Annotated in this window: 21 protein-coding genes; 8 read left to right on the forward strand and 13 right to left on the reverse strand. The window is 70.2% G+C overall.

Features of this window, described 5'->3' with window-relative positions:
• Nucleotides 1-20: 20 nt before the first annotated feature.
• Nucleotides 21-254, forward strand: coding sequence for a DUF2277 domain-containing protein (locus ACQEVY_RS33475; RefSeq protein ID WP_328771979.1), 234 nt, complete (start codon nucleotides 21-23; stop codon nucleotides 252-254).
• Between the two features lie 92 nt (nucleotides 255-346).
• On the opposite strand, the gene ACQEVY_RS33480 is transcribed toward ACQEVY_RS33475, so the two are convergent.
• The 5 genes from ACQEVY_RS33480 to ACQEVY_RS33500 all read right to left on the reverse strand — a co-directional run bounded on the left by ACQEVY_RS33480 (nucleotide 347) and on the right by ACQEVY_RS33500 (nucleotide 6,446).
• The gene (locus ACQEVY_RS33480) at nucleotides 347-970 is read right to left on the reverse strand and encodes a DedA family protein (RefSeq protein ID WP_328771980.1); all 624 of its coding nucleotides are present in this window, start codon (nucleotides 968-970) and stop codon (nucleotides 347-349) included.
• Nucleotides 971-1,287: 317 nt separating this feature from the next.
• Entirely contained in the window at nucleotides 1,288-1,740 is a 453-nt protein-coding gene (locus ACQEVY_RS33485; protein WP_432953113.1) for a DoxX family protein, read from the reverse strand.
• 87 nt (nucleotides 1,741-1,827) lie between these two features.
• Nucleotides 1,828-3,777, reverse strand: a complete 1,950-nt coding sequence (locus tag ACQEVY_RS33490; RefSeq protein ID WP_432953114.1) for an FAD/NAD(P)-binding protein — start codon at nucleotides 3,775-3,777, stop codon at nucleotides 1,828-1,830.
• A 191-nt stretch (nucleotides 3,778-3,968) separates the two neighbouring features.
• Nucleotides 3,969-5,702, reverse strand: coding sequence for an alkaline phosphatase D family protein (locus ACQEVY_RS33495; protein WP_432953115.1), 1,734 nt, complete (start codon nucleotides 5,700-5,702; stop codon nucleotides 3,969-3,971).
• Between the two features lie 99 nt (nucleotides 5,703-5,801).
• Nucleotides 5,802-6,446, reverse strand: a complete 645-nt coding sequence (locus ACQEVY_RS33500; protein ID WP_432953116.1) for an HNH endonuclease family protein — start codon at nucleotides 6,444-6,446, stop codon at nucleotides 5,802-5,804.
• A 377-nt stretch (nucleotides 6,447-6,823) separates the two neighbouring features.
• On the opposite strand from ACQEVY_RS33500, the gene ACQEVY_RS33505 reads away from it, so the two are divergent.
• On the forward strand, nucleotides 6,824-7,504 hold the full coding sequence (locus ACQEVY_RS33505) for an HAD family hydrolase (RefSeq protein WP_432953117.1): 681 nt from the start codon (nucleotides 6,824-6,826) through the stop codon (nucleotides 7,502-7,504).
• A 216-nt stretch (nucleotides 7,505-7,720) separates the two neighbouring features.
• On the opposite strand, the gene ACQEVY_RS33510 is transcribed toward ACQEVY_RS33505, so the two are convergent.
• The 4 genes from ACQEVY_RS33510 to ACQEVY_RS33525 form a co-directional block, all read right to left on the reverse strand.
• Nucleotides 7,721-9,880: a permease gene (locus ACQEVY_RS33510; protein ID WP_432953118.1), complete on the reverse strand. Its 2,160-nt coding sequence runs from the start codon at nucleotides 9,878-9,880 to the stop codon at nucleotides 7,721-7,723.
• Nucleotides 9,880-10,533: an ABC transporter ATP-binding protein gene (locus ACQEVY_RS33515; RefSeq protein ID WP_432955530.1), complete on the reverse strand. Its 654-nt coding sequence runs from the start codon at nucleotides 10,531-10,533 to the stop codon at nucleotides 9,880-9,882. Before ACQEVY_RS33515 ends, ACQEVY_RS33510 begins: the two co-directional genes overlap by 1 nt.
• Nucleotides 10,534-10,648: 115 nt before the next feature.
• Nucleotides 10,649-10,993, reverse strand: coding sequence for a hypothetical protein (locus ACQEVY_RS33520; RefSeq protein ID WP_432953119.1), 345 nt, complete (start codon nucleotides 10,991-10,993; stop codon nucleotides 10,649-10,651).
• A 788-nt stretch (nucleotides 10,994-11,781) separates the two neighbouring features.
• Nucleotides 11,782-12,597, reverse strand: coding sequence for a peptidoglycan-binding domain-containing protein (locus ACQEVY_RS33525; RefSeq protein WP_432953120.1), 816 nt, complete (start codon nucleotides 12,595-12,597; stop codon nucleotides 11,782-11,784).
• A gap of 730 nt (nucleotides 12,598-13,327) precedes the next feature.
• On the opposite strand from ACQEVY_RS33525, the gene ACQEVY_RS33530 reads away from it, so the two are divergent.
• Together ACQEVY_RS33530 and ACQEVY_RS33535 are read left to right on the forward strand one after the other, a co-directional pair.
• Nucleotides 13,328-13,501 (forward strand): hypothetical protein, encoded by a 174-nt coding sequence (locus ACQEVY_RS33530; protein ID WP_432953121.1) that lies wholly within the window; start codon nucleotides 13,328-13,330, stop codon nucleotides 13,499-13,501.
• 289 nt (nucleotides 13,502-13,790) lie between these two features.
• Nucleotides 13,791-15,866: a DHA2 family efflux MFS transporter permease subunit gene (locus ACQEVY_RS33535; RefSeq protein WP_432953122.1), complete on the forward strand. Its 2,076-nt coding sequence runs from the start codon at nucleotides 13,791-13,793 to the stop codon at nucleotides 15,864-15,866.
• Between the two features lie 63 nt (nucleotides 15,867-15,929).
• On the opposite strand, the gene ACQEVY_RS33540 is transcribed toward ACQEVY_RS33535, so the two are convergent.
• Nucleotides 15,930-16,469: a GNAT family N-acetyltransferase gene (locus ACQEVY_RS33540; RefSeq protein WP_432953123.1), complete on the reverse strand. Its 540-nt coding sequence runs from the start codon at nucleotides 16,467-16,469 to the stop codon at nucleotides 15,930-15,932.
• Between the two features lie 133 nt (nucleotides 16,470-16,602).
• On the opposite strand from ACQEVY_RS33540, the gene ACQEVY_RS33545 reads away from it, so the two are divergent.
• Nucleotides 16,603-17,280: a hypothetical protein gene (locus tag ACQEVY_RS33545; RefSeq protein WP_432953124.1), complete on the forward strand. Its 678-nt coding sequence runs from the start codon at nucleotides 16,603-16,605 to the stop codon at nucleotides 17,278-17,280.
• Nucleotides 17,281-17,285: 5 nt separating this feature from the next.
• The gene (locus ACQEVY_RS33550) at nucleotides 17,286-17,687 is read left to right on the forward strand and encodes a hypothetical protein (protein ID WP_432953125.1); all 402 of its coding nucleotides are present in this window, start codon (nucleotides 17,286-17,288) and stop codon (nucleotides 17,685-17,687) included.
• 74 nt (nucleotides 17,688-17,761) lie between these two features.
• On the opposite strand, the gene ACQEVY_RS33555 is transcribed toward ACQEVY_RS33550, so the two are convergent.
• A complete protein-coding gene (locus ACQEVY_RS33555) occupies nucleotides 17,762-18,175 on the reverse strand; it encodes a DUF1992 domain-containing protein (RefSeq protein ID WP_432953126.1) in 414 nt (137 codons plus the stop codon).
• Nucleotides 18,176-18,337: 162 nt separating this feature from the next.
• Here ACQEVY_RS33555 and ACQEVY_RS33560 point away from each other — a divergent pair, with 162 nt between their 5' ends.
• Nucleotides 18,338-18,733, forward strand: a complete 396-nt coding sequence (locus ACQEVY_RS33560; protein WP_328771991.1) for a hypothetical protein — start codon at nucleotides 18,338-18,340, stop codon at nucleotides 18,731-18,733.
• A 43-nt stretch (nucleotides 18,734-18,776) separates the two neighbouring features.
• Here the strand turns inward: ACQEVY_RS33560 and ACQEVY_RS33565 are convergent, their stop codons facing one another.
• Nucleotides 18,777-19,457, reverse strand: coding sequence for an O-methyltransferase (locus ACQEVY_RS33565; protein ID WP_432953127.1), 681 nt, complete (start codon nucleotides 19,455-19,457; stop codon nucleotides 18,777-18,779).
• Nucleotides 19,458-19,749: 292 nt separating this feature from the next.
• On the opposite strand from ACQEVY_RS33565, the gene ACQEVY_RS33570 reads away from it, so the two are divergent.
• Nucleotides 19,750-21,798, forward strand: a complete 2,049-nt coding sequence (locus tag ACQEVY_RS33570) for a bifunctional glycosyltransferase 87/phosphatase PAP2 family protein (RefSeq protein WP_432953128.1) — start codon at nucleotides 19,750-19,752, stop codon at nucleotides 21,796-21,798.
• Here the strand turns inward: ACQEVY_RS33570 and ACQEVY_RS33575 are convergent.
• The gene (locus ACQEVY_RS33575; protein WP_432953129.1) at nucleotides 21,752-23,407 is read right to left on the reverse strand and encodes a hypothetical protein; all 1,656 of its coding nucleotides are present in this window, start codon (nucleotides 23,405-23,407) and stop codon (nucleotides 21,752-21,754) included. The two genes, ACQEVY_RS33570 and ACQEVY_RS33575, sit on opposite strands and share 47 nt — an antisense overlap.
• Nucleotides 23,408-23,539: the final 132 nt, after the last annotated feature.

Consider the following 23,539-nt stretch of genomic DNA (forward strand, 5'->3'; position numbering starts at 1 on the left):
TCACGCGCGAAACTGGACCCATGTGCCGAAGCATCAAGACTCTCCGCCCGCCCGTACTCCCCGAAGAGGCCACCGAGGACGACATTCGGGCCGCCGCTCTTCAGTACGTCCGCAAGGTGTCCGGCTTCCGGGCCCCGGCAGCCCACAACCGTGAGGTGTTCGACCGGGCGGTCGACGCGATCACGGAGGCGACGGCCGAGCTGCTGGACGGCCTCGAGGTCCGGGGCCAGACGGCCGCACGCCGGGCCGGCTGACTCCGTAAGCAGCCCATACGCAGCTCATGCGCAGCCCGTACGCACCCCGGACGGGCCCCCTACGCAGCCCGCACGGGCCGACCGCGTACGCCTCAGACCCCCGTGCCCGTGCCCGTCTCCGCCACCGGACGCCGTATCAGATACGCCGCCCCCGCCCCCGCGCCGAACAGTGCGAGCAGCGAAACGCCCGTGGCGAGCCATGTCGTGCCCAGCAGGTGGCCGCCGAAGTAGCCGAGGGCGACGCTGTACGCGGCCCAGGCCAGGGCCGCGAGGATCGACCAGGGCAGGAACTCGCGGACGCGGCGGTGGGCGGCGCCCGCGCCGAGTGAGACAAGGGAGCGGCCCGCGGGTGCGAAGCGGGCGACGACGACCAGGGCGCCGCCGCCGCGTGCGAGGGCCGCGCCGAGACGTTCCTGCGCGCCGGTCAGGCGGCGGGAACGGGCGAGGGCCCGGTCCAGGCGCTCGCCGCCGCGCCGGGCAAGGCGGTACGCGATCAGGTCGCCGAGGACCGAGGCGGTGGCCGCGGTGAGGGTCAGCGGCAGAAGGTCCGGTACGTGCCCGGTCGCCGCGCCGGAGCCGGCCGCGGCCGCGGTCGCCGCCGCGATGACGAGGACCCCGCTCGGCAGCACCGGCACGAACACGTCGAACAGCACGGACAAGGCCACCACGGCGTAGATCCATGGGCTGCCCGTCAGCAGCCCCACACTCTCAAGCACCCGAACTCCCTGTGTCTCCCCCGTAGCCCGAACCTGGCCGAGAGCCGCGATGTCGCGGGGGAGCGGCAGGTGCGGCCTGTGACAGCCATACAGCGTACGCGGGGGGTGGGACCGGAGATCCACAGGGGGCACGTGTGATCGCTACACCACGTTCACCCAGCCGCCATGGTGCCGTTCAGAGAGCCGCAAGATACGACGTCGGAGGAGCCGCCCGATACGACGACGGCGCCCGCCCCCGGTGCGAAGGGGCGGGCGCCGTTTTCATACGCCCTGCGTATCTCGTGCTACTTGCGTGCTGCGGTACGCCGGTTCGGGCGTCAGGCCGCGATGGGCTCCGAGCTGCGCTGGTCCGCCGTGGACGACGAGGTGCGCCGCGCGAAGATCCGGTCGAGGCCGAGCGCGCCTGAGCCGGTGAAGACGAGCAGGAACATCGACCAGCAGAACATGGCCGCGCCCTCACCCTGGTTCTCGATCGGGAAGAGCGCCTGCGGCTGGTGGACCTTGAAGTACGCGTAGGCCATGGCGCCCGAGGCGATGAACGCCGCGAACCGGGTGCCGAGGCCGAGCAGAACCAGGCTGCCGCCGACGAGCTCGATGACGGCCGCGTACCCGTTCGGCCAGGTGGTCGGCTCCACGGTGCCGCCCTTGCCGTCGGCGCCGCCGAACTCGCCGAAGAGCGACATGACGCCGTGGCAGGTGAAGAGCAGACCGATAACGATGCGGAACAGGCCGATGGCGTACGGCTGGGCGCTGTTTAGGCGTCCGGTCATGATGGGGGAACTCCTTCGGTCTGATGCGGTCATGGGGGGACCGCCGTTGGGGACGTAAACCGAGCGAGTGATCGACGGTAGGCTAGCTCAATCGATTGTTGCAAGTTCAACATTCGGCCGATTTTCGGCCGCGTCTTCCGACGTCGCCGCAGTTGAGACAGCCCGCAGCACCGCTCGCGCCACCGAGTCCGTGTCGGAGAGTGTGACTGAGTCCACCCCTGGCCTGACCCCCGCCGCCGTCACCCAGTGCACGCCCTCCGTGGGCACGCCGAGCGCGAACCGCCGCGGATGCGCGTGCCCCCCGCGGTCGATCAGACGGTACGGGCGCGGTGTTACGTCCAGCCCTCCGGTTTCGTAACCGTCCACCGTGTGCGGCCGGCACTGACCCGTCTTCAGCAGCCGCGCGAGCAAGTCGTCGGCGGTGCGTCGCAGTTCCGGTTCCGGCAGCCGCGCCTCGACGAGGGTGGTCGTACGGACCGTCGAGCCGGGCACGTCGGGGGAGTACGCCACCCACGCCCCGTCCTCTTCCCGCACCTCCAGGCGCGGGCCGAGCACCTCCAGGACGCCCGCCTCGATCAGCGCGATCATCTCCTCGATACGACGCCGGGGTGGCCCGATCGAAAGGAGCGCGTTGAGCGGCGTGTACCAGCGGTCCAGGTGCTCCCGCCGCGAGGTTCCCGCAAGCCCGCCGTGGTCGACGATCAGCCGCACCTCGTTGCGCAGGTCGCGCAGCACGTCGAGGGCCGCTTTGAGGGGGCCGTCGACATTGCCGAGCGCCGCCTGCTCGGCGTCCTCGCGCAGATACCCGAGCAGCCAACTCCGGAAGTCCGCCGGGCGGTTGAAGGCCTGTCCCCCGTACGGGCGCGAAATGCGGTCCCAGGACCAGCGGTCGGCCTCCGCGATGCCGAACTCGTCGAGGAGCAGGGCCTCTTGGGGATCGCGGTAGGGAATGGCGAGAAAACGCTCACGGAAGTCCCGTACGGCCGCCGCGTCGCCCCGTGCCGCAGTCTCGCCGCGCACCAACAGCGCCTCGTAGTAGACCGTTTCGACCTCCTTCGCGACCAACGGCCATATCTCCGCGAGGAAGTCGGGCGCGTCACCGTTGTCCGCGCGCTTGCGGAAGGCGGAGATGACGTCCGGAGTGAGGACGAGCGGGAGATGACGGCCGTACGGGCCCTTCGCGTTGTCGCCGCGGGCCTGGTACGGGATGCCGCGCCGGGAACCCGCGTACAGGCGTGGCTCGCGGCCCGACGGGACGTAACGCAGGCCGCCTTGCGGCGCCCGGAGGAAACGGCCGCCGCGGCCCGTCGTCAACAGGGCCATGTGATCGAAGAAGTTGAGGCCAAGGCCGCGCAGCAGGACGGGTTCGCCGGGGGCGAGCGGGGAGAGGTCGACGTCGGCCGGGTTGGCGGGCGGGATGTGGCGCAGGCCGTGGCGGTCGGCGTACTCGGCGAGGCGTTGCTGTGTCCGGTCGGCGACCGTCGGCAGGTGGCCCTGGGCGAGGACCACGGCGGCGAGGTCGTGCAGGGTGCGGCCGTTGTCGAGTACGAGTCGCTGGTGGCCGTCGGGTGCGTCGTCGAGCCGTATCGCACGGGCCTGGTGGGTCTCGACGCGGACCGACGGCGGTGCCCCGCGCACGACTTCGGCGAAGACCCACTCCAGGTACTGGCCGTACTGGGCGCGGGTCGGGTACGCGTCCGGGTCCAGCTCGCCGTCGGCCCAGTCGTGCAGGCTCGGGCCCGGGCGGATGGGGCCCGAGCAGTCCACGCTGTCGTCGGTGAAGAGGGTCACCTGGCAGGACACGGTGTTCATCAGCAGCTCGGCCGGCTGGTCTGTCCGCCAGACGCGCCCCGGACCGGGCGGCGAGGGGTCGACGACATGGACCGTCAGGCGCGCCCCGGGGGCGAGGAGCTCGGGCGCGGAGGCGCAGAGGCGTTCCAGGACGCTGGTGCCGCGGGGGCCTGCGCCGACCAAGGCGACGGAGACCTCTGCGGACGACTCGGCGCTCGCCGGCGGTTCCGCGGTCGCTGCAGACAAAACTGTGACTCCCGGGCATCTGGGGCGCTATGCGGCAAACCGCCCGCTGGAAGCGGACGGTCCGCATCATCATGCCGTCGCAGGGCACGGGAGCCGAGCACTTGAGTGGATCCTCGGCACCCGGTGTGGGATGCCTCACGAGCATCAGGGGCAACAGGCGCGATAGCCGGGCAACGTACGCCGAGGGTGAGTTATGGGGTGAGCTCGGACTCGACGACCGTCCGCAGCCGGGCGCCGCCGCCCTTCTCCTCCCGAGCCTGGTCGAGCCGCAGTCGGGCCGAGCGGCCGCGCAGGATCAGCGTCATCAACTGGTTGCCGAACCAGGGGCCGCCCGTTCTGCGCCAGTCGATCGGCGGATTCGGGACGCCGCCGTGCCCGGCGAAACGGCGGCCGAGAGCGCGGCCCACTCTGCTCCAGCCGAAGTGGAAGCCGAGCTTGATGGACATCGGGATGGAGTTGTGGACGGGGGAGCAGGTCAGTTGCAGCACGCGGGCGTCGGGCCCGGAGGCGCCCTTGGGCCACGAGGGTTCGGCGATGTACGCGTGATGCACATCCCCGGACAGCACGCACACCGTCGCGGGCGCCTCGGGCCCCGACCCGACCTCGGCGACGAGTGAGGCCAGCGCGTCGAACGACGCCGGAAACGCCGACCAGTGCTCCAGATCGGCCCGCCGCCGCAGATCCTCCCCGAACCGCGCCCACCGCTCCCCACGCTCCCCCCGGCACAAGGCGGCGTTCCACGCCTCGGCGTCGTGCACGAGATGGGGGAGCAGCCAGGGCAGGGACGTACCGATGAGGAGGTGGTCGTAGGGGGCGGCGGGGGAGTCCGCCGGGGGAGCGGCCGTCCCGTTCGCTCCGCTCGGCACGGGTGCCGGGGTTGGGGTTGGGGCCGGTGCACCCCTCCCCTCCAGCACCTGCTCCCGCAGCCACGCAAGCTCACCCGGCGCGAGCATCGCCCGCTCCTTCTCGTCGAGAACGCGCGCCGCCCGCGTATCGATCATCAGCAGGCGTACGCGGCCGAAGTCGCGGCGGTAGCTCCAGCGGACCGAGGAGGGGTTCGAGTCGGCTTCGGCGGCGAAGGTGCGGAGTACGTCCGTGCCGTCCGGGATGGCGCGGACGGCGGCGTACAGGGGGTCGGTGGCGAGGTGTTCGGGCGGGAGATTGCCGAGGTGCTGATGGACCCAGTACGACATCAGGCCGCTCAGCAGCCGCTCTTGCCACCAGGGCGTGGCCCGCATGTCGGCGAGCCATGAAGCGCTGGTGTTCCAGTCGTCGATGACGTCATGGTCGTCGAAGATCATGCAACTGGGCACCGTGGACAGCAGCCAGCGGACCTCGGGATCGAGCCACGATTCGTAGTAGAGGCGCGTGTACTCCTCATAGTCCGCGACCTCATTGCCCGGCGGATCCTTGAGATCGCGGCGGGCCGCCAGCCAGCGGCGGGTGGCCTTGGAGGTCTCGTCCGCGTACACCTGGTCGCCCAACAACACCAGTACGTCGGGTCTTTCGGCCCCCGGATCCGAGGCGAGGCGTGCGGCCAGCGTGTCCAGCGCGTCCGGGCCCACCGGGTCCTTCTCGTCGGCGGGCGGAGCAGCCCAGCGACAGGAACCGAAGGCCACCCGCACGGTCGCGTGGTCGTCGTAGGCAGGGGCGTGGATGGCTGAGGGCGGGAATGAGGAGCCGGGCAGCGGCCAGACCGTCGTACCGTCGAGGCGCACCTCGTACGCGGTCGACGTGCCCGGTGTCAGCCCGGTCACCGGGATCAGGGCGTAGTGATGGCCCGCGACCTGGAAGGTACGGGTCTCGCCGCCGGCGCCGTCCGCGCAGCGCACCTCGGCGGTGCACGGACGGCTCGCCTCGACCCAGACGGTCGCGGACGAGCCGTCGACGTACCTCAGCAGTGGTCCCAGCCGCAGCCTCGCCACGTGATCACCCTCCTCCGTCGCCCCGTACGGTACGGAACGACGGAGGTCAGTGGGGAGGTTCCGGTGACCACATGTTGAACTGCGGACGTCTGGCGCAGGTCAGCAGCCGTTGAGCACGGACGTCAGCTTGTTCTTCTCCGCGGAGTCGACGGAGAGGTCGTAGTAGTACTTCACCTGGACCCAGGCGCGTACGTACGTGCAGGAGTACGAGCCGACCGACGGCATCCACTCCGCCGGGTCCTTGTCGCCCTTCGCCTGGTTCACGTTGTCCGTGACCGCGATGAGCTGCGGGCGGGTCAGGTCGTTGGCGAAGCCCTGGCGCTCGGAGGTGGTCCAGCTGTCGGCGCCGGAGTCCCAGGCTTCGGCGAGCGGTACGAGGTGGTCGATGTCGACGTCGGCGGCGGCGCTCCAGGTGGCGCCGTCGTAGACGGAGAACCAACTGCCGCTGGTCGCGGCGCAGCTGGAGTTCTGCTCTACGTTCTCGCCGTCGCGCTTGAGGACGACCTCGCGGGTGTTGCAGGCGCCGGACTGGGTGATCCAGTGCGGGAAGAGGTCGCGGTCGTAGCCGGTGCGGTCCTCGTTGGCCACGGTGAGCTGGGACAGGTAGGAGCGGGCGGTGGCGGCGCTCACGGGGGTGGGCAGAGCTGCGGAGGCGGTCGGACCGTTGAAAAGCCCGACCATGGCTATCAATCCGCCGGCGGCGGCGAGTATGCTGAGCCGTCGACGCGCGTAGACCTTCGGCATGCGAACTCCCTTAGGGGGGTGGGAAGTTGACGGTGCGTGCGAATGCTTGCGGTGTCGCGTTTCGGGGAGATGTGCGCCGGGTGAGAATTTAATGTCGTGGCCATGACATAACAAGGGGTACGGGACTGAGGCGGCGGAGCTTTGGGCTCGTGCGTGCCTTTGTTGGGCTTTTGGTTCGGCCTTTGTTACGCGAAGTTCTGTGGAATCGGGTCCGCTGAGTGGTGGCGGGATTGCCCTTCGGTTTTGTACCGTGGAGGAACAAAGTGGCTCCCGCCCGCTTTCCCTGACCGGCGGGCGGGGCCACCTTGTCCTTGGGCCGCCTCGCCCTGGGGCACCTTGCCCCGGCGCCTTCGGCCCCCTCCCCGACGCTTTGGAGCATGCCGATGACGGCCACGACCGTGCTGACCGCCCGTGCCCTGCTGTTGGACATGGACGGCACCCTCGTCAACTCCGATGCCGTAGTCGAACGCGTCTGGCATCGCTGGGCCGAGCGGCACGGGCTGGACGGCGACGAGGTCATGAAGGTCGTCCACGGCCGGCAAGGGCACGCGTCGATGGCCCAACTGCTGCCTCATCGGCCCATGGAGAAGAACCTCGCGGACAACGAACGCATGCTGGCCGAGGAGACGGCCGACATGGACGGCGTCGTCGCGATTCCCGGCGCCCCGGAATTCCTCGCCTCACTGCGGGAGCTGGGGTTGCCGCATGCGCTGGTGACCTCCGCGGACGTACCCCTGTCGACCGCGCGGATGGCCGCCGCCGGGCTACCGCTGCCCGACGTCCGGATCACCGCCGAGTCCGTCGGGGCGAGCAAGCCGGATCCTGAAGGGTTCTTGAAGGGGGCGGCCGAGTTGGGCGTCGCGCCCGCGGAGTGTTTGGTGTTCGAGGACTCGGGGGCGGGCATCGCGGCGGGGCGCTCCGCGGGGATGCGGGTTGTGGGGGTCGGGGCTCGGGCCGGGGATCATCGGCCGGATGTGGTGGTGCGGGACCTTTCGCAGGTGCGGGTTTTGGCTGCGGGGGATGGGGCGATTCGGGTGAGCGTCGCTCCTGGCGGTTGAGGGGGGCGCGTACCGGGAGGGTGGGTCGGTTTGCGGGCGACCGCGGGGCTGTTGTGGCTTGTCGCTCCCCGGCGGCGGAGCCGCACTTTGACGCAGCCCCGCGCCTCCTGGGTGTGCTGGTGTGTCCGCCCGTCGCAGCCGGGGGCGTACGTGGTCTGCGCGGCCACAAGGCGAAGCCGTACTCGCACAGTTCATCGTCGTGGAGCTTGCTCCTGTTCAGTCGGCTGCGGGGCGCCACTGGTCGGCCTCGCGGGCTGCGGCGCGTGCGCCTAGGAACCCGACGGTGAGCGAGACCACGGCACATGTCGTGACGCCGGCTGCCAGGACGGTCCAGGAAACGGAGCCTTCCTGTACCAGGGCGATGAAGAACACGGAGTGCCATGCGGTCACGGCACCAGCCACCACCGTGGAGATGAGCAAGGGCACAGTCAGGTGCCATGAACTCACGGACCGGAACACGCGACGGTGGCCGGTCAGGACGGATAGCGGAGCGAGGGCGTGGCGGATCCGTACGAACTCTGCCGCCGCGCTCACCGCGCCGGCCACGAGAAGAAACATGAGGCCGGTGACGCCGAACAGCTGAATCCAGTTCGGAAGGCGGATACGGGAGGACCCCAGCCACGTCCCGCCCAGTTCATCGACCTGCACGGAAGGGTTGGGGAGCGTGTACGCGGCCTGCTTGACCGCAGCGAGCTGTCCTGGTGTGGGGGTCACAACAAGGAGCGACTGGCTGCCGTCCGCCTTCACCGTGATCTGGGAGGCTTGCGCGAACTTGATGTCGCCGTACCAGCGGCGCAGTTCGTCCACCTGAGCGCTACTTGCCGCCTTGGTCTTCGTGTCGCCGGTGCAGGCGATGTGCAGCGCGCGCAGGTCCTGGCACGGCCCTTCGATCGACACCCACGGTTCTTTGGGCGGTCCTGGGTCATGCATGGTGCGGGTCAGCAGAAGCGATCCAGGAGGAAGGGATGAGCGGAACCGGTCGCTCTGCGCCGCGGTCATGCCGCCGGTGGTCAGCTCGATCACGGTGTCCTTGATGCGCTCGTGTGTGGCCACCGCTGCTTGTGAGTGCTCTCCGAGCCTGCTGGTCCACACCTGCATCTGAGCGACGATCCCGATGCCGATCACCATGGCCAGCGCGAGGCGGACGATGACGCCGGGGTGCGCGTGGGTCCAGCGTCCGCCGATCATGCGGCCCGCGTGGCCCTGCCGTCTGCCGTTGTCGGCGAGCCAGGCCCCCAGGTGGCGGGTGCCGAGGGCCACGACAGAGGACAGGAACGCCCACATCACGACGGTTCCGCTGGTGAACACGATCAGTTGAGCCTTGCGGGGCACGTACTGGCTCGCCAGGACCAGCGCGACGCCGACTCCGCAGGCCAGCAGGCGCCATGCCGGGACACGGGAGGTGAACGAGGTCGGGCGGGTGGATCTACCGTCCCGATGGACTCGGTGTGCGGCGACCACGATGCCCAACACGGCAAGCAGGGCTACGACTCCCGCTCCGATGGCAGTGGGCCAAGCGGCCGATACGTCGCGATGGTCGAGGAGGTATCCGGTGGGCGCCAGGCGGATGTCCCGCACGGAGGCGACGGCATACGGCACGAACGCGACGATGGTTCCCAACGCTGCGGGGAATGCGGCTTCACCAATGTTGACGATCATCCGGTGTCGCCATGTCCCGCCAAGGGCTTGCAGCAGACTGCTGCGCCGGTCACGCGCGCGGGAGCCGACCCGTGCACTGATCACGACCAGGGCGAGAGCGGGCAACCCGGTCAGGGCCCACATAGCCGTCAGAGGCGACGTCACAGGAGCTTGATCGGCCATTTCTCCCGTCGCTCCGCCGCCGCCTCCGAAGGCGGCCACGGGAAGCCATCGGCGATCGCCCTTCGGCGGAGCGTCCGTCACCCGGACGTAGGCGAGCCGCTCTGAGGGGGAGGCCAGGCCGTCGGCAGTGATGGTCCCAGCGAACGATCCGTACCGGGTACGGATCCCCTCCGCGTCTCCGGTGCGGAGGAGTTCGGGGGAGAGCAGGACTTCGCCCGGTTCGGGCCATCGGTTCACGCCGGCGGGAACAGGGGCCTTGGGAGTGAGGGGGTGGACGAAGACGACCGATACGGGTCGTCTGCCGACGGAGTCGGCGCCCTCCCTGTACAGCAGTGCGGCGTGCTTACTGCTGGTGAACACTGCTCCGCGGGCGTCTGCTCGGCTCTCCCGGCCGTCATAGGTGGCGACGGTGGCCACGGTCGCCAGGGTGACGAAGGCGACGGCGAGGGCGGCGCCGAACAGTCCCCACCAGCGCAGGCGGTCGCCGGGAGTGGAGCGGCCCGCGGCGAGGCCGATCCTGATCAGCGTGCCCGCGGTGCGCGTGCTCGTTCGCATCAGGCGGCTCCGACTTCGGCGAGGATCCCGCCCTGAAGCTCGTGGCGGCGGTCGGCCCGGCCGGCGACCCAGGGGTCGTGCGTGACGACGAGCAGTGCGCAACCGCGGTCACGGGCCGTGGTGAAAAGCAGCCGGGCGACTCCTTCCTTGGCATCGGGGTCGAGGGCACCGGTGGGCTCGTCGGCAAGGAGGACAGCGGGCTCGGTGATCAAGGCGCGGGCCACGGCGGTGCGCTGGCGCTCGCCTCCGGAAAGCATCCCGGTGGGCGTGGAGCCGGTGGGGACGCCGAGTTCGCCGAGGAGTTCTTCCGCGCGCCGGTACGCATCCTGGTGGCGGCCCCCGTCGAGCAGGACCGGCAGGGCGACGTTCTCCACCGGGCTGAGCTCGGGGAGGAGTTCGCCGAACTGGAACACCATGCCCAGCGTCACTCGCCGTACTTGCGCAAGCTGGGCGGACCCGAGTCCGGTGATCTCCCGGCCCCCGGCGGTGATGACGCCCGCCTGCGGTTTGATCAGGCCGAGGATGCACATGAGCAGCGTCGACTTGCCGGAGCCGCTGGGGCCGGTCACCGCGACCGACTCGCCGGGAGAGACGGACAAGTTCACGCTGTCGAGAAGGGTTCGTCCCTCGACCTGATAGCACAGGCCGCTCACCCGGAGCCCGGGCGCATCACTTGGTTTCACAGAATCTGGCCTCTTGTGTCAGAAAAGGGAGCGCCGCACCAGCCGGTTCGGGCTGGTGCGGCAAAACCATCCGTGGACGTCCGGCTTACGGGATTACCCAGCCGGAGCAGTCGTCCGGATTGCCGTAGTTCTCGTCGCACGCCTTGAACTTGTAGATCCTGGACCCGTCGCCAGATGTGGTGGTGGTGCGCGGGCCGCTGTGGTTCCACAGCGTCCGCTTCGTGTCCGGGTTGGCAGTCCGGTAGTACTCGGCCTTCACCGGGTCCCCGTCACTGCTGTTGTCCTTTACGGATATCTTCCCGCTGTCGCCGCCGGCCGGAGACCAGGCGTGTGCGCCGCCGCCGTGGGCGCTGGCGGCAACCGCCGTGGCCGTGGGTACCGCGAGTGCCGCGGTGAGTAGCGCGGCGGCGACGAATCTGACTCTCTTCACTTTGTTCCCCTCGTTGGTCAACTGGCGGGCCGACAAGTCGAGTTGCCGTGACATGGCGCCGATGTAACGGCCCTGCACTGCCGCCCCAGTTGCCGCAACGATCACACAAGTGACTCTCAGGTAGCCAGGCGGTTACGAGGTAATGACTTAATGGCAGCCTTGGTTGTATGTCGGATTCTTCGCTTACGTCCGACAGTATTGGGTGAGAGTTTGGAGGAAACCGGAATAAGTTGTGGAGGCCAGCTCACGTTGACGTAGTTGCTGTGTCGAACTGAAACGGATCACGAGGGCGCCCAGACTCGAATGTGCGGCAACGAGCACTCCGTTGAGGCTGCAGACTGTTTTTTGGCGAGAATTGATCGGTAGCGATACCCGTGAGGCACGGGAGTGGGCAGGGACATGGCCCGCGCCGAAGAGCCGTTGTCGCAGGCCGTCCCGTTCCTTGATGATCCGCTGTGTGCGCTGTGCAGTGTTGGGTGTGGGCCTGAAAGAGCTTCCTGCCCCCAGGTGCAGCTGAACCTCAGCGAGGGCGAGATACCCCGCGGAGTCGGCGCGACGTGCTCGACGACTGGAATGCCCGGTTCGCTACGCAGTTCGCTGCGCCGTGCGCGCAGCGGCTCGTGTGGTGGATGGTCTGGCAGGGCGGAACGGCGCACCCCTGCTGGCCCAGTGGAGGGGTTGGCCGACAGCGTCCTGACCGGTCCGGGGGGCTCTTGGCCGTGGCTTCGCGGGTCCGTGCGTGCCTGGGTGTGGGGCGCGAGTTGTGGCAGCACCGGCTCGTGGTCGGCTTACGGTTCGTCCGTCTCTGACTCCAGGCTTTCTCGTGTTGGCTCGCCGTAGATGCCCAGTTCGTCGTTGACGCCTCGGGAGCCCTGGAAGCTTCGTACGGAGTTTTCTGTCTGGTCGTCGTACGTGCCTGTGGTGGGGCCTGCGTAGAGGAAGAGCTGGCGTAGGCGGAGTTGGAGTTCTGTGACCTCGTTGCCGGAGTCGCCGGGGCGCAGGACCCGCTCGTTGCTGCGCTCGCCGCCTCCGCCGGAGCCGGGGGGTGCCGAGTCGGCCGGCGGCTCGGCCGACGGTGGGCGGGGCGTGGGGGTTTCGCGGGTCGGGGTGGGCTCGGGCGTGGGCTCCTTGGTCGGCGCGGACGTGCTGGGCGTGGCTGGTTTGGACGGCTTGGTCGGTGGGGCCGCCTGCGGTGGCTGGGCTGGCGGTGACGTCTTCGACGGGCTCGGGGACGGCGGCTCCGGCGAGACCGCGTCCGGGATGCTCGCGCGCATGTCGCCCGGAGGGCCTGCGCTGTCCCGCGACGGCGTGTCGTACGAGAAGAACCCGCTCGCGAACCCGGCGGCGGTCATTACCACGGCGCCAACCGCTGTGCCGACGAAGGCGAGCCGACGCCGACGGCCGCGCCTGCGAGCCGGCTGCTCGGGCTCGGTCAGGGACAGCGGGCCGGTCACCGGGTCCGGGCCGGGGGACTGTGCGTCGAACCGGTGGAGGTCCGTCAGTTGGAGGTCGGCCGTGGGGGCGTCGTCGGGCGAATGGGCCTGGGGTGCCGGAGCCGGGGCGGCCTGAGACGGGGTCGCGGCCGCCGGGGGCGAGTTCGGCACCGAGGGCGGCCCGGACTGGTGTTGCCTCGCGGGCGGTGCGGACTGGTGCTGCTCCGTGGGCGGCGCAGATCGGTGCTGCCCCACCGGCGGTCCGGACGGGTGCTGCTCCGAGGGCGGTCCGGACTGGCGCCGCCCCACCGGCGGCTCGGACCGGTGCTGCCCTGCGGCCGGTCCGGACGGCCCCGGGGGTGTCGCGGGCGCGCCCGGACCGCCGGGCCCGACCAACGGGTTGCCCGCCCCGGAGGGCGTGTGCTCGACAAACGGGTCGCCTGCGCGCGAGCCTCCGGGCTCGGCCGGTGGGTCAGTCGCCCCAGAGCCCCTCCGCTTGGCCGCCGGGTGAGCCGCCCCGGAGCGCCCGGCCTCGGTCAACGGGTCACCCGTCCCCGAGCCCCCGGGCTCACGAAGCGCGTCGCCCGCCCCCGAGGGCATCGGCTCGACCAACGGGTCAGCGGCCTCCCACGACTTGGCCCCGTTTAACGACCTAGGAGGCCCCATATCCGAGCCCGCGCCCGAGGCACCCGAAACGCCCGAGCCTGCGCCCAAGGCACCCGAGCCTGCGCCCAAGGCACCTGAGCCCGCACCCGATACGCCCGAGCCCGCGCCCAAGGCACCCGAGCCCGCACCCGGGCCGCCCGAGTCCACTCCTGAGACGCCTGAGCCCGCACCCGGATCACCCGAGCCCACTCCTGAGACGCCCGACCCCGCACCCAAGGCACCCGAGCCCGAATCCATGGAACCCGAGTCCGAACCCATGGAACCCGAGCCCGAGCCCAAGGCACCCGGGTCCACCCCCGAGACCCCCGACCCCTTCTCCAGGTCGACCTCGTACTCAACCGCCTCCAGATCCACGTACGGCCGGATGCGCAGCGGATCGAAGTCCTCCGCTGCGGCGGCCTCCGCGTAGCGGGTTTCCAGGAGTTCGTCCGCCGCCCGCTGAGCGCATGCGCACGAGGGCGCGCCTCCCGGCTCGCGCGGTGTCCCGCATTCCGGGCAGACGTGCACACTCCGGCCACTCACGTATGGATCCCTCCCCAAAACGAACTTCAGCGATTATGCAGACCGCCTCCACACCATCTCCCAGCTACCACCAGAATCTCGAACTCCTCTGTGGATTCAACGGGCCATAACCGGTCACACCGACCAGAATGCAAGGACGACGGGGACCCGAGGGCTCTCGCGGCCGGGAGGTCGGCATGGCCGAGGAAGCGCACCGTACGAACACCCACGACACGGCGGACGGGGCTCACCCGCCACCGCCCCGCGACCACTCACGCGGCGCTCCCGGTCAGGAGTACGTACGAGGGGGCGTCCTCGTCTCGATCGGCGCCCTATTGCTGGGCATGCTGCTCGCGGCGCTGGACCAGACGATCGTGTCGACCGCGCTGCCGACCATCGTCAGCGAACTCGGCGGCCTGGACCATTTGTCCTGGGTAGTCACGGCGTATCTGCTCGCTGCCACCGCCGCCACCCCGCTCTGGGGCAAGCTCGGTGACCAGTACGGCCGAAAGAGGCTCTTCCAGACGGCGATTGTGATCTTTCTCATCGGCTCGGCGCTCTGCGGAATGGCGCAGAACATGCCCCAGTTGATCGGGTTCCGGGCGCTCCAGGGCCTGGGCGGCGGCGGGTTGATGGTGCTGTCGATGGCGATCGTCGGCGATCTCGTCCCGCCCCGCGAACGGGGCAAGTATCAGGGCCTGTTCGGAGCCGTCTTCGGCGCGACCAGTGTGCTCGGCCCGCTGCTCGGCGGCCTGTTCACCGAGCATCTGAGCTGGCGCTGGGTCTTCTACGTCAATCTCCCCGTCGGCGTGGTCGCACTCGCCGTCATCGCCACCGTCCTCCGCATCCCCGTCCGGACCGCGCGGCACACGATCGACTACCTCGGTACGTTCCTGATCGCGTCCGTCGCCGCCTGCCTCGTCCTCGTCGCCTCGCTCGGCGGCACCACCTGGGGCTGGGCCTCGCCGCAGATCATCGGCCTCGCGGTACTCGCCGCTGTGCTGGCCGTGGCCTTCGTGTCCGTCGAACGGAGGGCCGCCGAGCCCGTACTCCCCCTGAAACTCTTCCGCATCCGCACCTTCACCCTCTCCGCCGTGATCAGCCTGATCGTGGGCTTCGCGATGTTTGGTGCGATGACGTATCTGCCGACGTTCCTGCAGGTCGTCCAGGGGGTCTCGCCCACCATGTCGGGCGTGCACATGCTGCCGATGGTGGCCGGTCTGCTGCTCGCCTCCACGGTGTCCGGCCAGATCGTCAGCCGTACCGGCCGCTGGAAGGTGTTCCCGATCGCGGGCACGGGCGTCACCACGCTCGGCCTGCTGCTGCTCCATCAGCTCGACGAGAACAGCTCCACCGGTGAAATGAGCGCGTACTTCGCCGTGTTCGGCCTCGGCCTCGGACTCGTCATGCAGGTCCTGGTGCTGATCGTGCAGAACGCCGTCTCGTACGAGGATCTCGGCGTCGCCACCTCCGGCGCCACCTTCTTCCGCTCCATCGGCGCCTCGTTCGGCGTCGCCATCTTCGGCACGATCTTCGCGAGCCGCCTCGCCGACAAGCTGACGACCGCGCTCGCCGGACAGCCGCTGCCGCCCGGCATCACTCCGGACGCCCTCGAGAGCGACCCGCGCGGCATCTCCGAACTCCCTTCCGCGCTGCGCCTGTCGGCCGTGCAGTCGTACGCCTCGGCCATCACGGACGTCTTCCTGTACGCGGCTCCCGTCGCCGTTCTCGGCTTCGTACTGGCCTGGTTCCTGCGCGAGGACAAGCTGCGGGGCTCGGTGACGGTGCCCGACGCCACGGAGACGCTGGCCAGCAATCCGGTGGAGCGCTCCTCGTACGACGAGGTCTGCCGGGCGCTGTCGCTGCTCGGCACGCGCGAGGGGCGGCGCGCGATCTACGAGAAGATCACCGCCCGCGCCGGCTACGACCTGCTGCCCGCGGCGAGCTGGCTCCTGCTGCGCATCCGGCGCTACGGCTGGGCCGAGCCGGGCGTCCTCGCCGAACGCAGCGCCGTCCCGCTGGACGTCATCATGCAGGCGGCCCGCCAGGTCGAGGAACGCCACCTCGCTGTCCGCGAGGGCCTCGACCTCGTCCTCACCACCGAGGGCCGCGAGGTCGCCGCCCAACTCGCCGCGGCCCGCGAGGAGTCCCTCGCCGAGCTGTTGGGCGACTGGTGGACGCCGGACCGGCCCACGGACTTGGCCCAGCTCGTCAGGGAGCTGAGTGCGGAGATGTGCGGCTCGGTGGCGGAACGTCCTGCCTCCGGCGGTTGAGGGGTTGGGTTCGTTGTCGACTGACGGTTCGTTGTGGCTGGTCCCGTGGCTTCTAGCCGGACTTCAAGAGGAGCGCAGCCGTTTCGCGAACCAGTGCTCGGCGTACTCCTCGTCGTTGTACCGCTCGATTTCCACGTACCCGTGCCGTGCGTACATCGCGCGTGCCTCGACCAGGTCGTTGCGGGTGTCGAGCACGAGCCGCTCGAGGCCGAGCCCGCGGGCCGCCTCCTCGGCTGCCGCGAGCAGCACGGAACCGCCGCCCTTGCCGCGCATCTCCTTCCGCACGAACATCCGCTTGAGCTCGCCCGTGCCCGTGACGGCGGTTCCCCCGCTCACGAGAAGTCGCACGCCCACTGTGCCGGCCGGCTCTCCGTCGTACCGGGCGAGCAATAACACCCCGGTGGGCGGGGCGAGTTCAGCCCCGGTCTCGGCGGCGATCTCGCGCTCCAGCTCGGCCGGGTCGGTGGTGTGCCCCTCGTGGAGCAGGTACCAGCGGTCGCTGACCTCCGTGTAGTACGCGCGCCAGAGGGCTGCCGCGGCGGGGGAGTCGAAGGGCTCGGGGGCGACGGTCCAGGACGTCGTCGTCGTAGTACGAGTGGTCATGGCGGGCATTGTCCGTACGTACGGTCCGCCGTCCGCAAGCCAATTACCCGGGCACGGGTGTCGTTTGGCCGGCGTCCTGTGGGCAACTCGGGCAGGGAGCCGGCCTCAACGGGCCGTAACCGGAAGGTATTCCATGTCCACTGGCGTGATCATTGTTCTGATCGTGGTCGCGGCGATCATCATCGGCGCGGCCGTCTGGCTCGCCACGTCCCGCGGAGCGGGCGGCGGCGGGCGTAACCTGCGGCGGCGCTTCGGGCCCGAGTACGACCGGGCCGTCGCCCAGCACGACGGCGACGCCAAGGCCGCCGAACGCGAGCTCACGGACCGTGTGAAGCGGCACGGTTCGCTGCACAAGCAGCCGTTGGAGCCTGCGGCGCGGGAGCGGTACGAGGCGCGTTGGGCTGCCGCACAGGAGCGGTTCGTCGACTCGCCGCGGGAGGCCGTGGCCGAGGCGGACCGGCTGCTCGGCGAACTGGCCGGCGCCCGCGGTTTCCCCGACGGCGACCGTTACGACGAGCAGCTCGCCGCGCTCTCCGTGCACCACGCACACCACGTCCATGGCTACCGGCGCATCCACCGGGCCGCCCACGCACCCCTCGCCGACGGCGACGAGAGCCGTACCGGTACGGAGGAACTCCGCGAGGCCATGATCGAGGCCCGCGCCCTCTTCGACGACCTGGTGACGCCGGGCCGTGAGGACACACGGCGCCACCGCGCGGCCGACGAGCCCGCTCCCGCCCGCTCGAACCGCCTGGGCGAACGCCTGCACGCGCCGTGGGCGTTCAACAGGCGCCACGCCAAGGGGAGTTGAGACGCATGACTGACAACATGGCTGGTCTGCCGACGCCGGCGAAGCAGCCGGAGCGTGAGGCCGCGATCGGTCCCGACAAGGCAGTCAGCCCCGGCAAGACGATCGGTCGCGACAAGACCGTCGGCGGCTCCACCGGCCGGCTGATGTCCCACGACGAGGCCGACAAGTGGACCCTGCGGCTCCAGCACGCGGTCGCCGGCTTCGTCGACGGCCCGCGGGATTCCCTGGAGGAGGCGGACCAGGTACTGGAGGAGGTGGCGGCCCGCTTCACAGAAGCCGTAACCCAACGCCGCCGCACCCTCCGCACGTCCTGGCAGACGCCGGGCGACGAGAAGGCCGACACCGAGCAACTACGGCTCGCCCTGCGCGACTACCGGGAGCTCGCGGAACGCCTCCTGCGCATCTGAACTCCCGTACAACTCCTTTACACAGCACAGCAACCCGCGTACGCAGCACAGTCTGCGTACGCGGGTTGTGCGCGTCAGCCCTCGTGCCGTCCACGTCGCTCGCGCCAGTCCCGTACGATCTCCTCCACGTCGTACGGCTTCAGGCCCAGTGGCGGACCCGGTGGCGGCTTGAACATCATCTCGCGGATCTTTGCGTTGATCTCCGTGACGATCTGCCGCACCACGCGTTCCGAAGGGGCTTCCGCGGCGCGGGCGAGCGCGTCCTCCGCCTCCTTGCGCAACGCCAGCGTCGGCGGCAGCACCGACAGCCCCTCGCGGGCCATCTTCTGCTTGATCCACCACAGTTCGTCGTACGTGGTGTCGCTGGTGGCAGGCAGCGGCTTACCGGCACCGGGGAGTTGATCGAACTCCCCACGCGCCTCCGCCTCGCGGATCTGCTTGTCGATCCAGGACTCGAAGCTGACACCGGGAGGTTTTCGCTCGGTCATGCGTTAAGTGTGCCGGACGGCATGTCACCCGGGCGATCTATCATTCGGCCGCGACATGTCGCCGGAGCGAGGAGCCCCGGGTCCCGGGGTCCGGGGTCCGACCAGGACCCCACCACGCTTCGGCGCCGAACCACTGGACTTGCGGGAACCGAAGGAGCGCACGTGCTCGAACTCACCATGGCCACGGTGTCGGAGGCCGACGCGGGTGCGACGGCCGGGATGCAGATGGCCGACTCGCCCAGCGAACCGGGTGCCGTGCTGCGGGTGGGGCGGGACCGGGGCTTCTGCCGCCTCGCGACGCCCGACGACTGGCTGTTCGTCTCGCGGGTGCACCTGGAGTTCCTGTGCGGCCCGGACGGGACCTGGCAGGTGACGTGGCTGCGGGGCTCGCACGCCGACCCCTCGTCCGAGGTGCGGCTCGTGCTGGTCGGCGGGACCCCGCAGCCCCTCCCGTACGGCGGAACGGCGAGGCTCCCCCAGAACGGTTCCGGCGAACTGATCATCCACGACCGCACCTCCCCACGCAGCGTGAACGTGGGTTTCTACCACGAGGGGTGAGGTCGGGCGGCGTAAGACCAGGCGGGCGGTAAGCCCGGGCGCCCTACGCCAATACGCGCGCCAGCGCAAACCCGTCGTACCCCTTCAACCCCACCGTCTGGATCGCCGTAGCGTCCAGCTTCGGATGGGACGCGAAGAGTTCCAGCGCCGCGCGGGTGCCTCGGATCGACGGGTCGTCGCTGGTGGCGTCGGTGACGGCGCCGCCGCGTACGACGTTGTCGAGGACGATCAGGCTGCCGGGGCGGGTGAGTCTGACGGCCCACTCGACGTAGTGCGGGTTGTTCACCTTGTCCGCGTCGATGAAGACCAGGTCGAACGGAGCCGGGTTCTCGGCCTGCTCGTCGGCCAGTTTCGGCAGCGAGTCCAGGGCGGGGCCCACCCGTACCTCGGTGATCTTGTCGAGGCCGGCCCGCGCGAGGTTCCGGCGGGCGACTTCCGCGTGCTTCGGGTCGTACTCGAGGCTGATCAAGCGCCCGTCCGCCGGCAGCGCGCGGCCCAGCCAGATGGTGCTGTAGCCGCCGAGGGTGCCGATCTCCAGGATGCGGCGGGCGCCCTGGATCACGGCGAGCAGGTGGAGCAGCTTGCCGTGGGTGGGGGCGACGTTGATGTGCGGGAGTCCGGCGGCGTCGCTGTCGCGCAGTGCGGCGGACAGGGCGTCGTCGGGTGGGGCGAGGAGCGCGGTGAGGTAGTCGTCGACGTCGTTCCAGAGCCGTGGCTCGGTCATGCACCATGCCTTTCGTCTGGCTAGTTAGAGGCTCTAACTAGTTTCGTCGTCGAATATAGACCGCTACGGGCGGATCCGCCCGGCGGTCACGCAGGTCCCCGGAACATCACCGCAACCTCCGGTCGCGCTACACCCTCTTCAGGACAAAAGATGGAAGGACGTCAGGTAAAGCGGGGGTTGCCTGCGTCTCTCCGCGGGGGTAGTGCGAGCCTCATAGGGCTCGCACAGTGACAACGATCAGCTGACACCCGTGGGACATGGGTGACCAACGGGGCGGGAGGGCCGACGGGGCGTGGCGAATGTGGAGAGTGGACGACCAGGTGATGCCTTCGCGGCGGGAGCCGCGGGCACGGCGAAGGCACGGCTGGGCATGGTGCGCGCGGCCCTCTGGCTGGTCGCGGCCGTACTGGCGGTACGGCAGGTCGCCGTCGTCCTGAGCACGCCGAAGGGGGAACGCCTGACGGATCTGGAGACCTGGGTCGGCCCGGGCGGCGTGCTGCATGTGAACGGATCGTTGTACGACTCGACGCGCTTCACGGGCACGCCGTTCGGCGGACTCGTCCTCAAACCGCTCACCCGCGCGGCCGAGCAGGCCCTCGGCTGGGGCTGGACCTTCGGCACCCTGCTGCTCGTCGTCGCGCTCGGTCTGGTCGCGGCCCGTGCCCTGCCGCAGCCGGTGAGCAGACGCACGGCCCTGCTCGCCGCCCCCGTGGCGATCAGCCTGCTGATGCTGTCCCTGCCGGTGCGCAACACGCTGTATCTCGGCCAGACCAGCATCATCCCGGTGCTGTTGGTACTGCTCGGCTGTTTCGCGGTCCGGGGGGAACGGGCCAGCGGACTGCTGATCGGTGTCGCCGCGGCCCTCCAGCCGACCGTCCTGCTCTTCGCTCCGCTGTTGTGGTTCACCGGCCGCCGCCGGGCCGCGCTCTCCACCGGCGTCACCTTCGCCGCGACGACGGCCCTGGCCTGGGCGGCGATGCCGCACGACTCGTTCACGTACTGGGTGCACCACCTGGCCGGAGTCGGTCTCGGTCGGCCCGCCGACGACCTCGCCAACCAGTCGCTGCACGGCGCCCTGCTGCGGTTCGGCCTGACCGGGCCCCTGGAGATCGCCCTGTTCCTGTTGCTCGGCGCGGCCGTCGCGTTCCTCGGCCTGCGCCGTGCCGTGCGCTACGCGCGCGACGGGCAGCTGCTGCTCGCCGTCGCGCTGACCGGCTGCGTGGCGATCGCGGTGTCGCCCACCACCTGGCAGCACCAGCTGCTGTGGGTGCTGCTCGCACTGGTCGGCCGGGTCGGCAAGAAGGCCTCGGACCGGTACGTATGGCCGGTCGCCGTCGTCCTGGTGATGACGCTCCCGGCGAAGATGATGCTGCCGAACATGCCGGTGCTCTACCCGCTGCGGGACAACGTCGTGCTGCTCGCCGCGCTCACCGCCGCCTGCGTCGTCCCGTTCCTGTCCCGCACCTCGCCGCACTACCAGGTCCCGATCCCCACGCAGTACGCGCCACCCGCCGAGGCCCGCTGGAAATTCGTACCCCTGCTGCCCTTCCTGCGCCGGGTCCTCTCCCGCCCGAACCTGCTCCTCGAACTGCTGCTGATCCGCGTCGGCTACTCCGCCTACCAGCAGGTCAGGCTGGAGGCGCACGGCGGCTCCAACGAGGCGGCCCGGGCCACCGCCGAGCAGCACGGCGAGCAGATCCTGGCGATCGAGAAGTTCCTGTTCATGGACATCGAGCACTGGGTCAACCACGCGGTGGTGAACGTCGACTGGCTGCGCGCCTTCTTCGACTTCTACTACACGTCGTTCCACTTCGTGGTCCCGCTCAGCGTCCTCGGCGTCCTCTATGTGCGCCGCCCCGCCGAGTACCGCTGGGCCCGCTCGGCGCTCGGTTTCGCCACGATCCTCGCGCTGCTCGGCTTCTGGCTCTATCCGCTGGCCCCACCGCGCCTGATGCCGGGCCTCGGCTACATCGACACCGTGCACGGCGTACAGGACTTCTCCCAGCCGGACTACGGAACGCTGACCGCGCTGACGAACCAGTACGCGGCGATGCCCTCACTGCACTTCGGCTGGTCGCTGTGGTGCGGTCTGGTGATCGCGGTCCTCGCGCCGACGGGGTGGATGAAGGCGCTCGGTCTCCTGCATCCGCTGTTCACGATCGCGGCGATCGTGGCGACCGCCAACCACTGGGTGCTCGACGCGGCGGGCGGCGCGGCCGTCGTCGGCATCGGCTTCGTGCTGACCTATCTGCTCCAGGGCCCCCGGGTCAGCGCGCGCGGCAAGCCCGCCGAGGTCAGCATCGCGGAGCCGGACCAGGCGAAGGACCGTACCCCGAGCTGATCCGGTACACGCCCGATTCGGTCACCGTCAGCCGCGTGAACTCGCCCCGCTTCTTCAGGCAGCCGCCCTCGGCATACAGCCACGGCGAGTAGGCGATGCGCACGGTGACCGAGCCGGGCCCCGGCATCCGTACGACGACCTCGGCACTGGAGGCCCGTACGACGGAGCCGGGCGACGACACCAACGGCACCGCGCCGCGCACCCGGAACACCTGCCAGTGCGCGTCCTGCCAGACCGGCTCCAACCAGGCGGGCCGACTCCTGACCAGCCGCGCCTCCTCCTCGGCGAAGCCGTCCGGCTTCCCGGCGGGCAGTACGACGAAGCCGACGGCCCAGCGGTCCAGCCAGGCCCGGTACGTCGACTCCGAGAACGTTCCGTCGTAGAAGAGCCGCCCGCGCTCGATGTCCAGCTGCCGGTTCCAGCCGCGCGCGAGGTTCACATGCGGGGCGAGCGCGGTGGCCTCGCGATGGTTGCGGGCCGGGACCACCTCGACCCGGGTGCGCTCGGCACCGAGCCGGTCGAGGGCACGGACGACACCGCGGGTGTCGGCGGCCCAGGCGGGCACCTTGGTGGAGATCCGCAGATCATCGACGGTCTTCGTACCCAGCCAGGTCACGGAGACGATGAGGGTCACGGCGAGGGCGACGAGTCTGCGTCTCTGCCCCTGCTTCCTCTGCGCGAGCAGCGCGGCGAGCAGGGCGGTCGGTGCGAACAGCTCGGCGAGCCGCTCCACGTTCGTGCCGATCGGGGAGGGGATCAGATACGTCAGCACCGTCCCGGCCGCGTACACCAGGCCGCACCACCGCAGCACCCCCCAGCGGCGCGGAGCGAGGGCGAACAGCACGACACCAAAGAGGACAGGCGGCCAGATCCGGCCGGCCGGCATCAACTGCTCGCCCTTGAACGGGAACAGCAACGTGATCCCCGCGACCACCACGAACGGCGGCGCGATGAGACCGGCGGCCCGCTTCCAGTCCCGTACGAGCGCGAAACCGGCCCCCGCCACCACCAGGAACAGCCCCGCCACCGGGCTCGCCATGGTCGCAAGGGCCGCGTACGCGACGGCCAGAGGCAGCCGCCGCTCCCGCGTGAGCGGCACACAGGCCGCGAGCCCGAAGGCGACGCCGAGCGCGAAGGTCGTACGGCCGGACGCGACGTTGCACCACAGGGCGAGCGAGGCGAGCAGCGCGGGGCCGAGGGGGCGGCGGATCCCGCTGCGCACGAGCAGCACCGCGGCCAGCCAGGTGGCGAGCAGCCCGGCGACGACCGTGACCGTGCGCACGCCGAAGGTGGCCATCAAGTACGGGGAGATCAGGCTGTAGTTGGCGGTGTGCATCCCGCCGTACCAGAAGAGGCTGTACGCCGATCCGCCGTGCCGTGACGCGAACTCCGCCCATGCCTGCTGCGCCGCGAGATCCCCGCCACCCGTGGCGAGAAACGCGAACCACACCCCGTACAACGGAACCGTCGGAAGCGTGGCCAGCAACGGCACCCGATACCGCCGCCAGAACCCTTTGAGTTCCGGGAACGGTTCCTTCCGCCCACCGGGGGCCGGCTCGGCCGGACCGGAGGGCGGACGGGCGGGGGACAGCTCGGCGGCAGAGGCCACGGTCAGCGTTTCCGTTCGAAGTCGTCGAGGCTGTGACTTTGCTGTGTCACGTGCGAAGACGTCGAGCGGCACGGAAACGTTCACTCGGTCACTGGGACGCGGGCGCCAGGGGCTCACGAGCCGTGCAACGAC

It is taken from the genome of Streptomyces sp. CA-288835 (assembly GCF_050936385.1).
Lineage (GTDB): Bacteria > Actinomycetota > Actinomycetes > Streptomycetales > Streptomycetaceae > Streptomyces.

What these genes read in the sequence shown, in the direction of transcription:
- ACQEVY_RS33475 (WP_328771979.1), top strand. Translation starts at nt 21, where the DNA reads ATGTGCCGAAGCATCAAGACTCTCCGCCCGCCCGTACTCCCCGAAGAG.
- ACQEVY_RS33485 (WP_432953113.1), bottom strand. Translation starts at nt 1,740, where the DNA reads ATGACCGGACGCCTAAACAGCGCCCAGCCGTACGCCATCGGCCTGTTC.
- ACQEVY_RS33500 (WP_432953116.1), bottom strand. Translation starts at nt 6,446, where the DNA reads ATGCCGAAGGTCTACGCGCGTCGACGGCTCAGCATACTCGCCGCCGCC.
- ACQEVY_RS33505 (WP_432953117.1), top strand. Translation starts at nt 6,824, where the DNA reads ATGCCGATGACGGCCACGACCGTGCTGACCGCCCGTGCCCTGCTGTTG.
- ACQEVY_RS33510 (WP_432953118.1), bottom strand. Translation starts at nt 9,880, where the DNA reads ATGCGAACGAGCACGCGCACCGCGGGCACGCTGATCAGGATCGGCCTC.
- ACQEVY_RS33530 (WP_432953121.1), top strand. Translation starts at nt 13,328, where the DNA reads ATGGAACCCGAGTCCGAACCCATGGAACCCGAGCCCGAGCCCAAGGCA.
- ACQEVY_RS33535 (WP_432953122.1), top strand. Translation starts at nt 13,791, where the DNA reads ATGGCCGAGGAAGCGCACCGTACGAACACCCACGACACGGCGGACGGG.
- ACQEVY_RS33540 (WP_432953123.1), bottom strand. Translation starts at nt 16,469, where the DNA reads ATGACCACTCGTACTACGACGACGACGTCCTGGACCGTCGCCCCCGAG.
- ACQEVY_RS33545 (WP_432953124.1), top strand. Translation starts at nt 16,603, where the DNA reads ATGTCCACTGGCGTGATCATTGTTCTGATCGTGGTCGCGGCGATCATC.
- ACQEVY_RS33550 (WP_432953125.1), top strand. Translation starts at nt 17,286, where the DNA reads ATGACTGACAACATGGCTGGTCTGCCGACGCCGGCGAAGCAGCCGGAG.
- ACQEVY_RS33555 (WP_432953126.1), bottom strand. Translation starts at nt 18,175, where the DNA reads ATGACCGAGCGAAAACCTCCCGGTGTCAGCTTCGAGTCCTGGATCGAC.
- ACQEVY_RS33565 (WP_432953127.1), bottom strand. Translation starts at nt 19,457, where the DNA reads ATGACCGAGCCACGGCTCTGGAACGACGTCGACGACTACCTCACCGCG.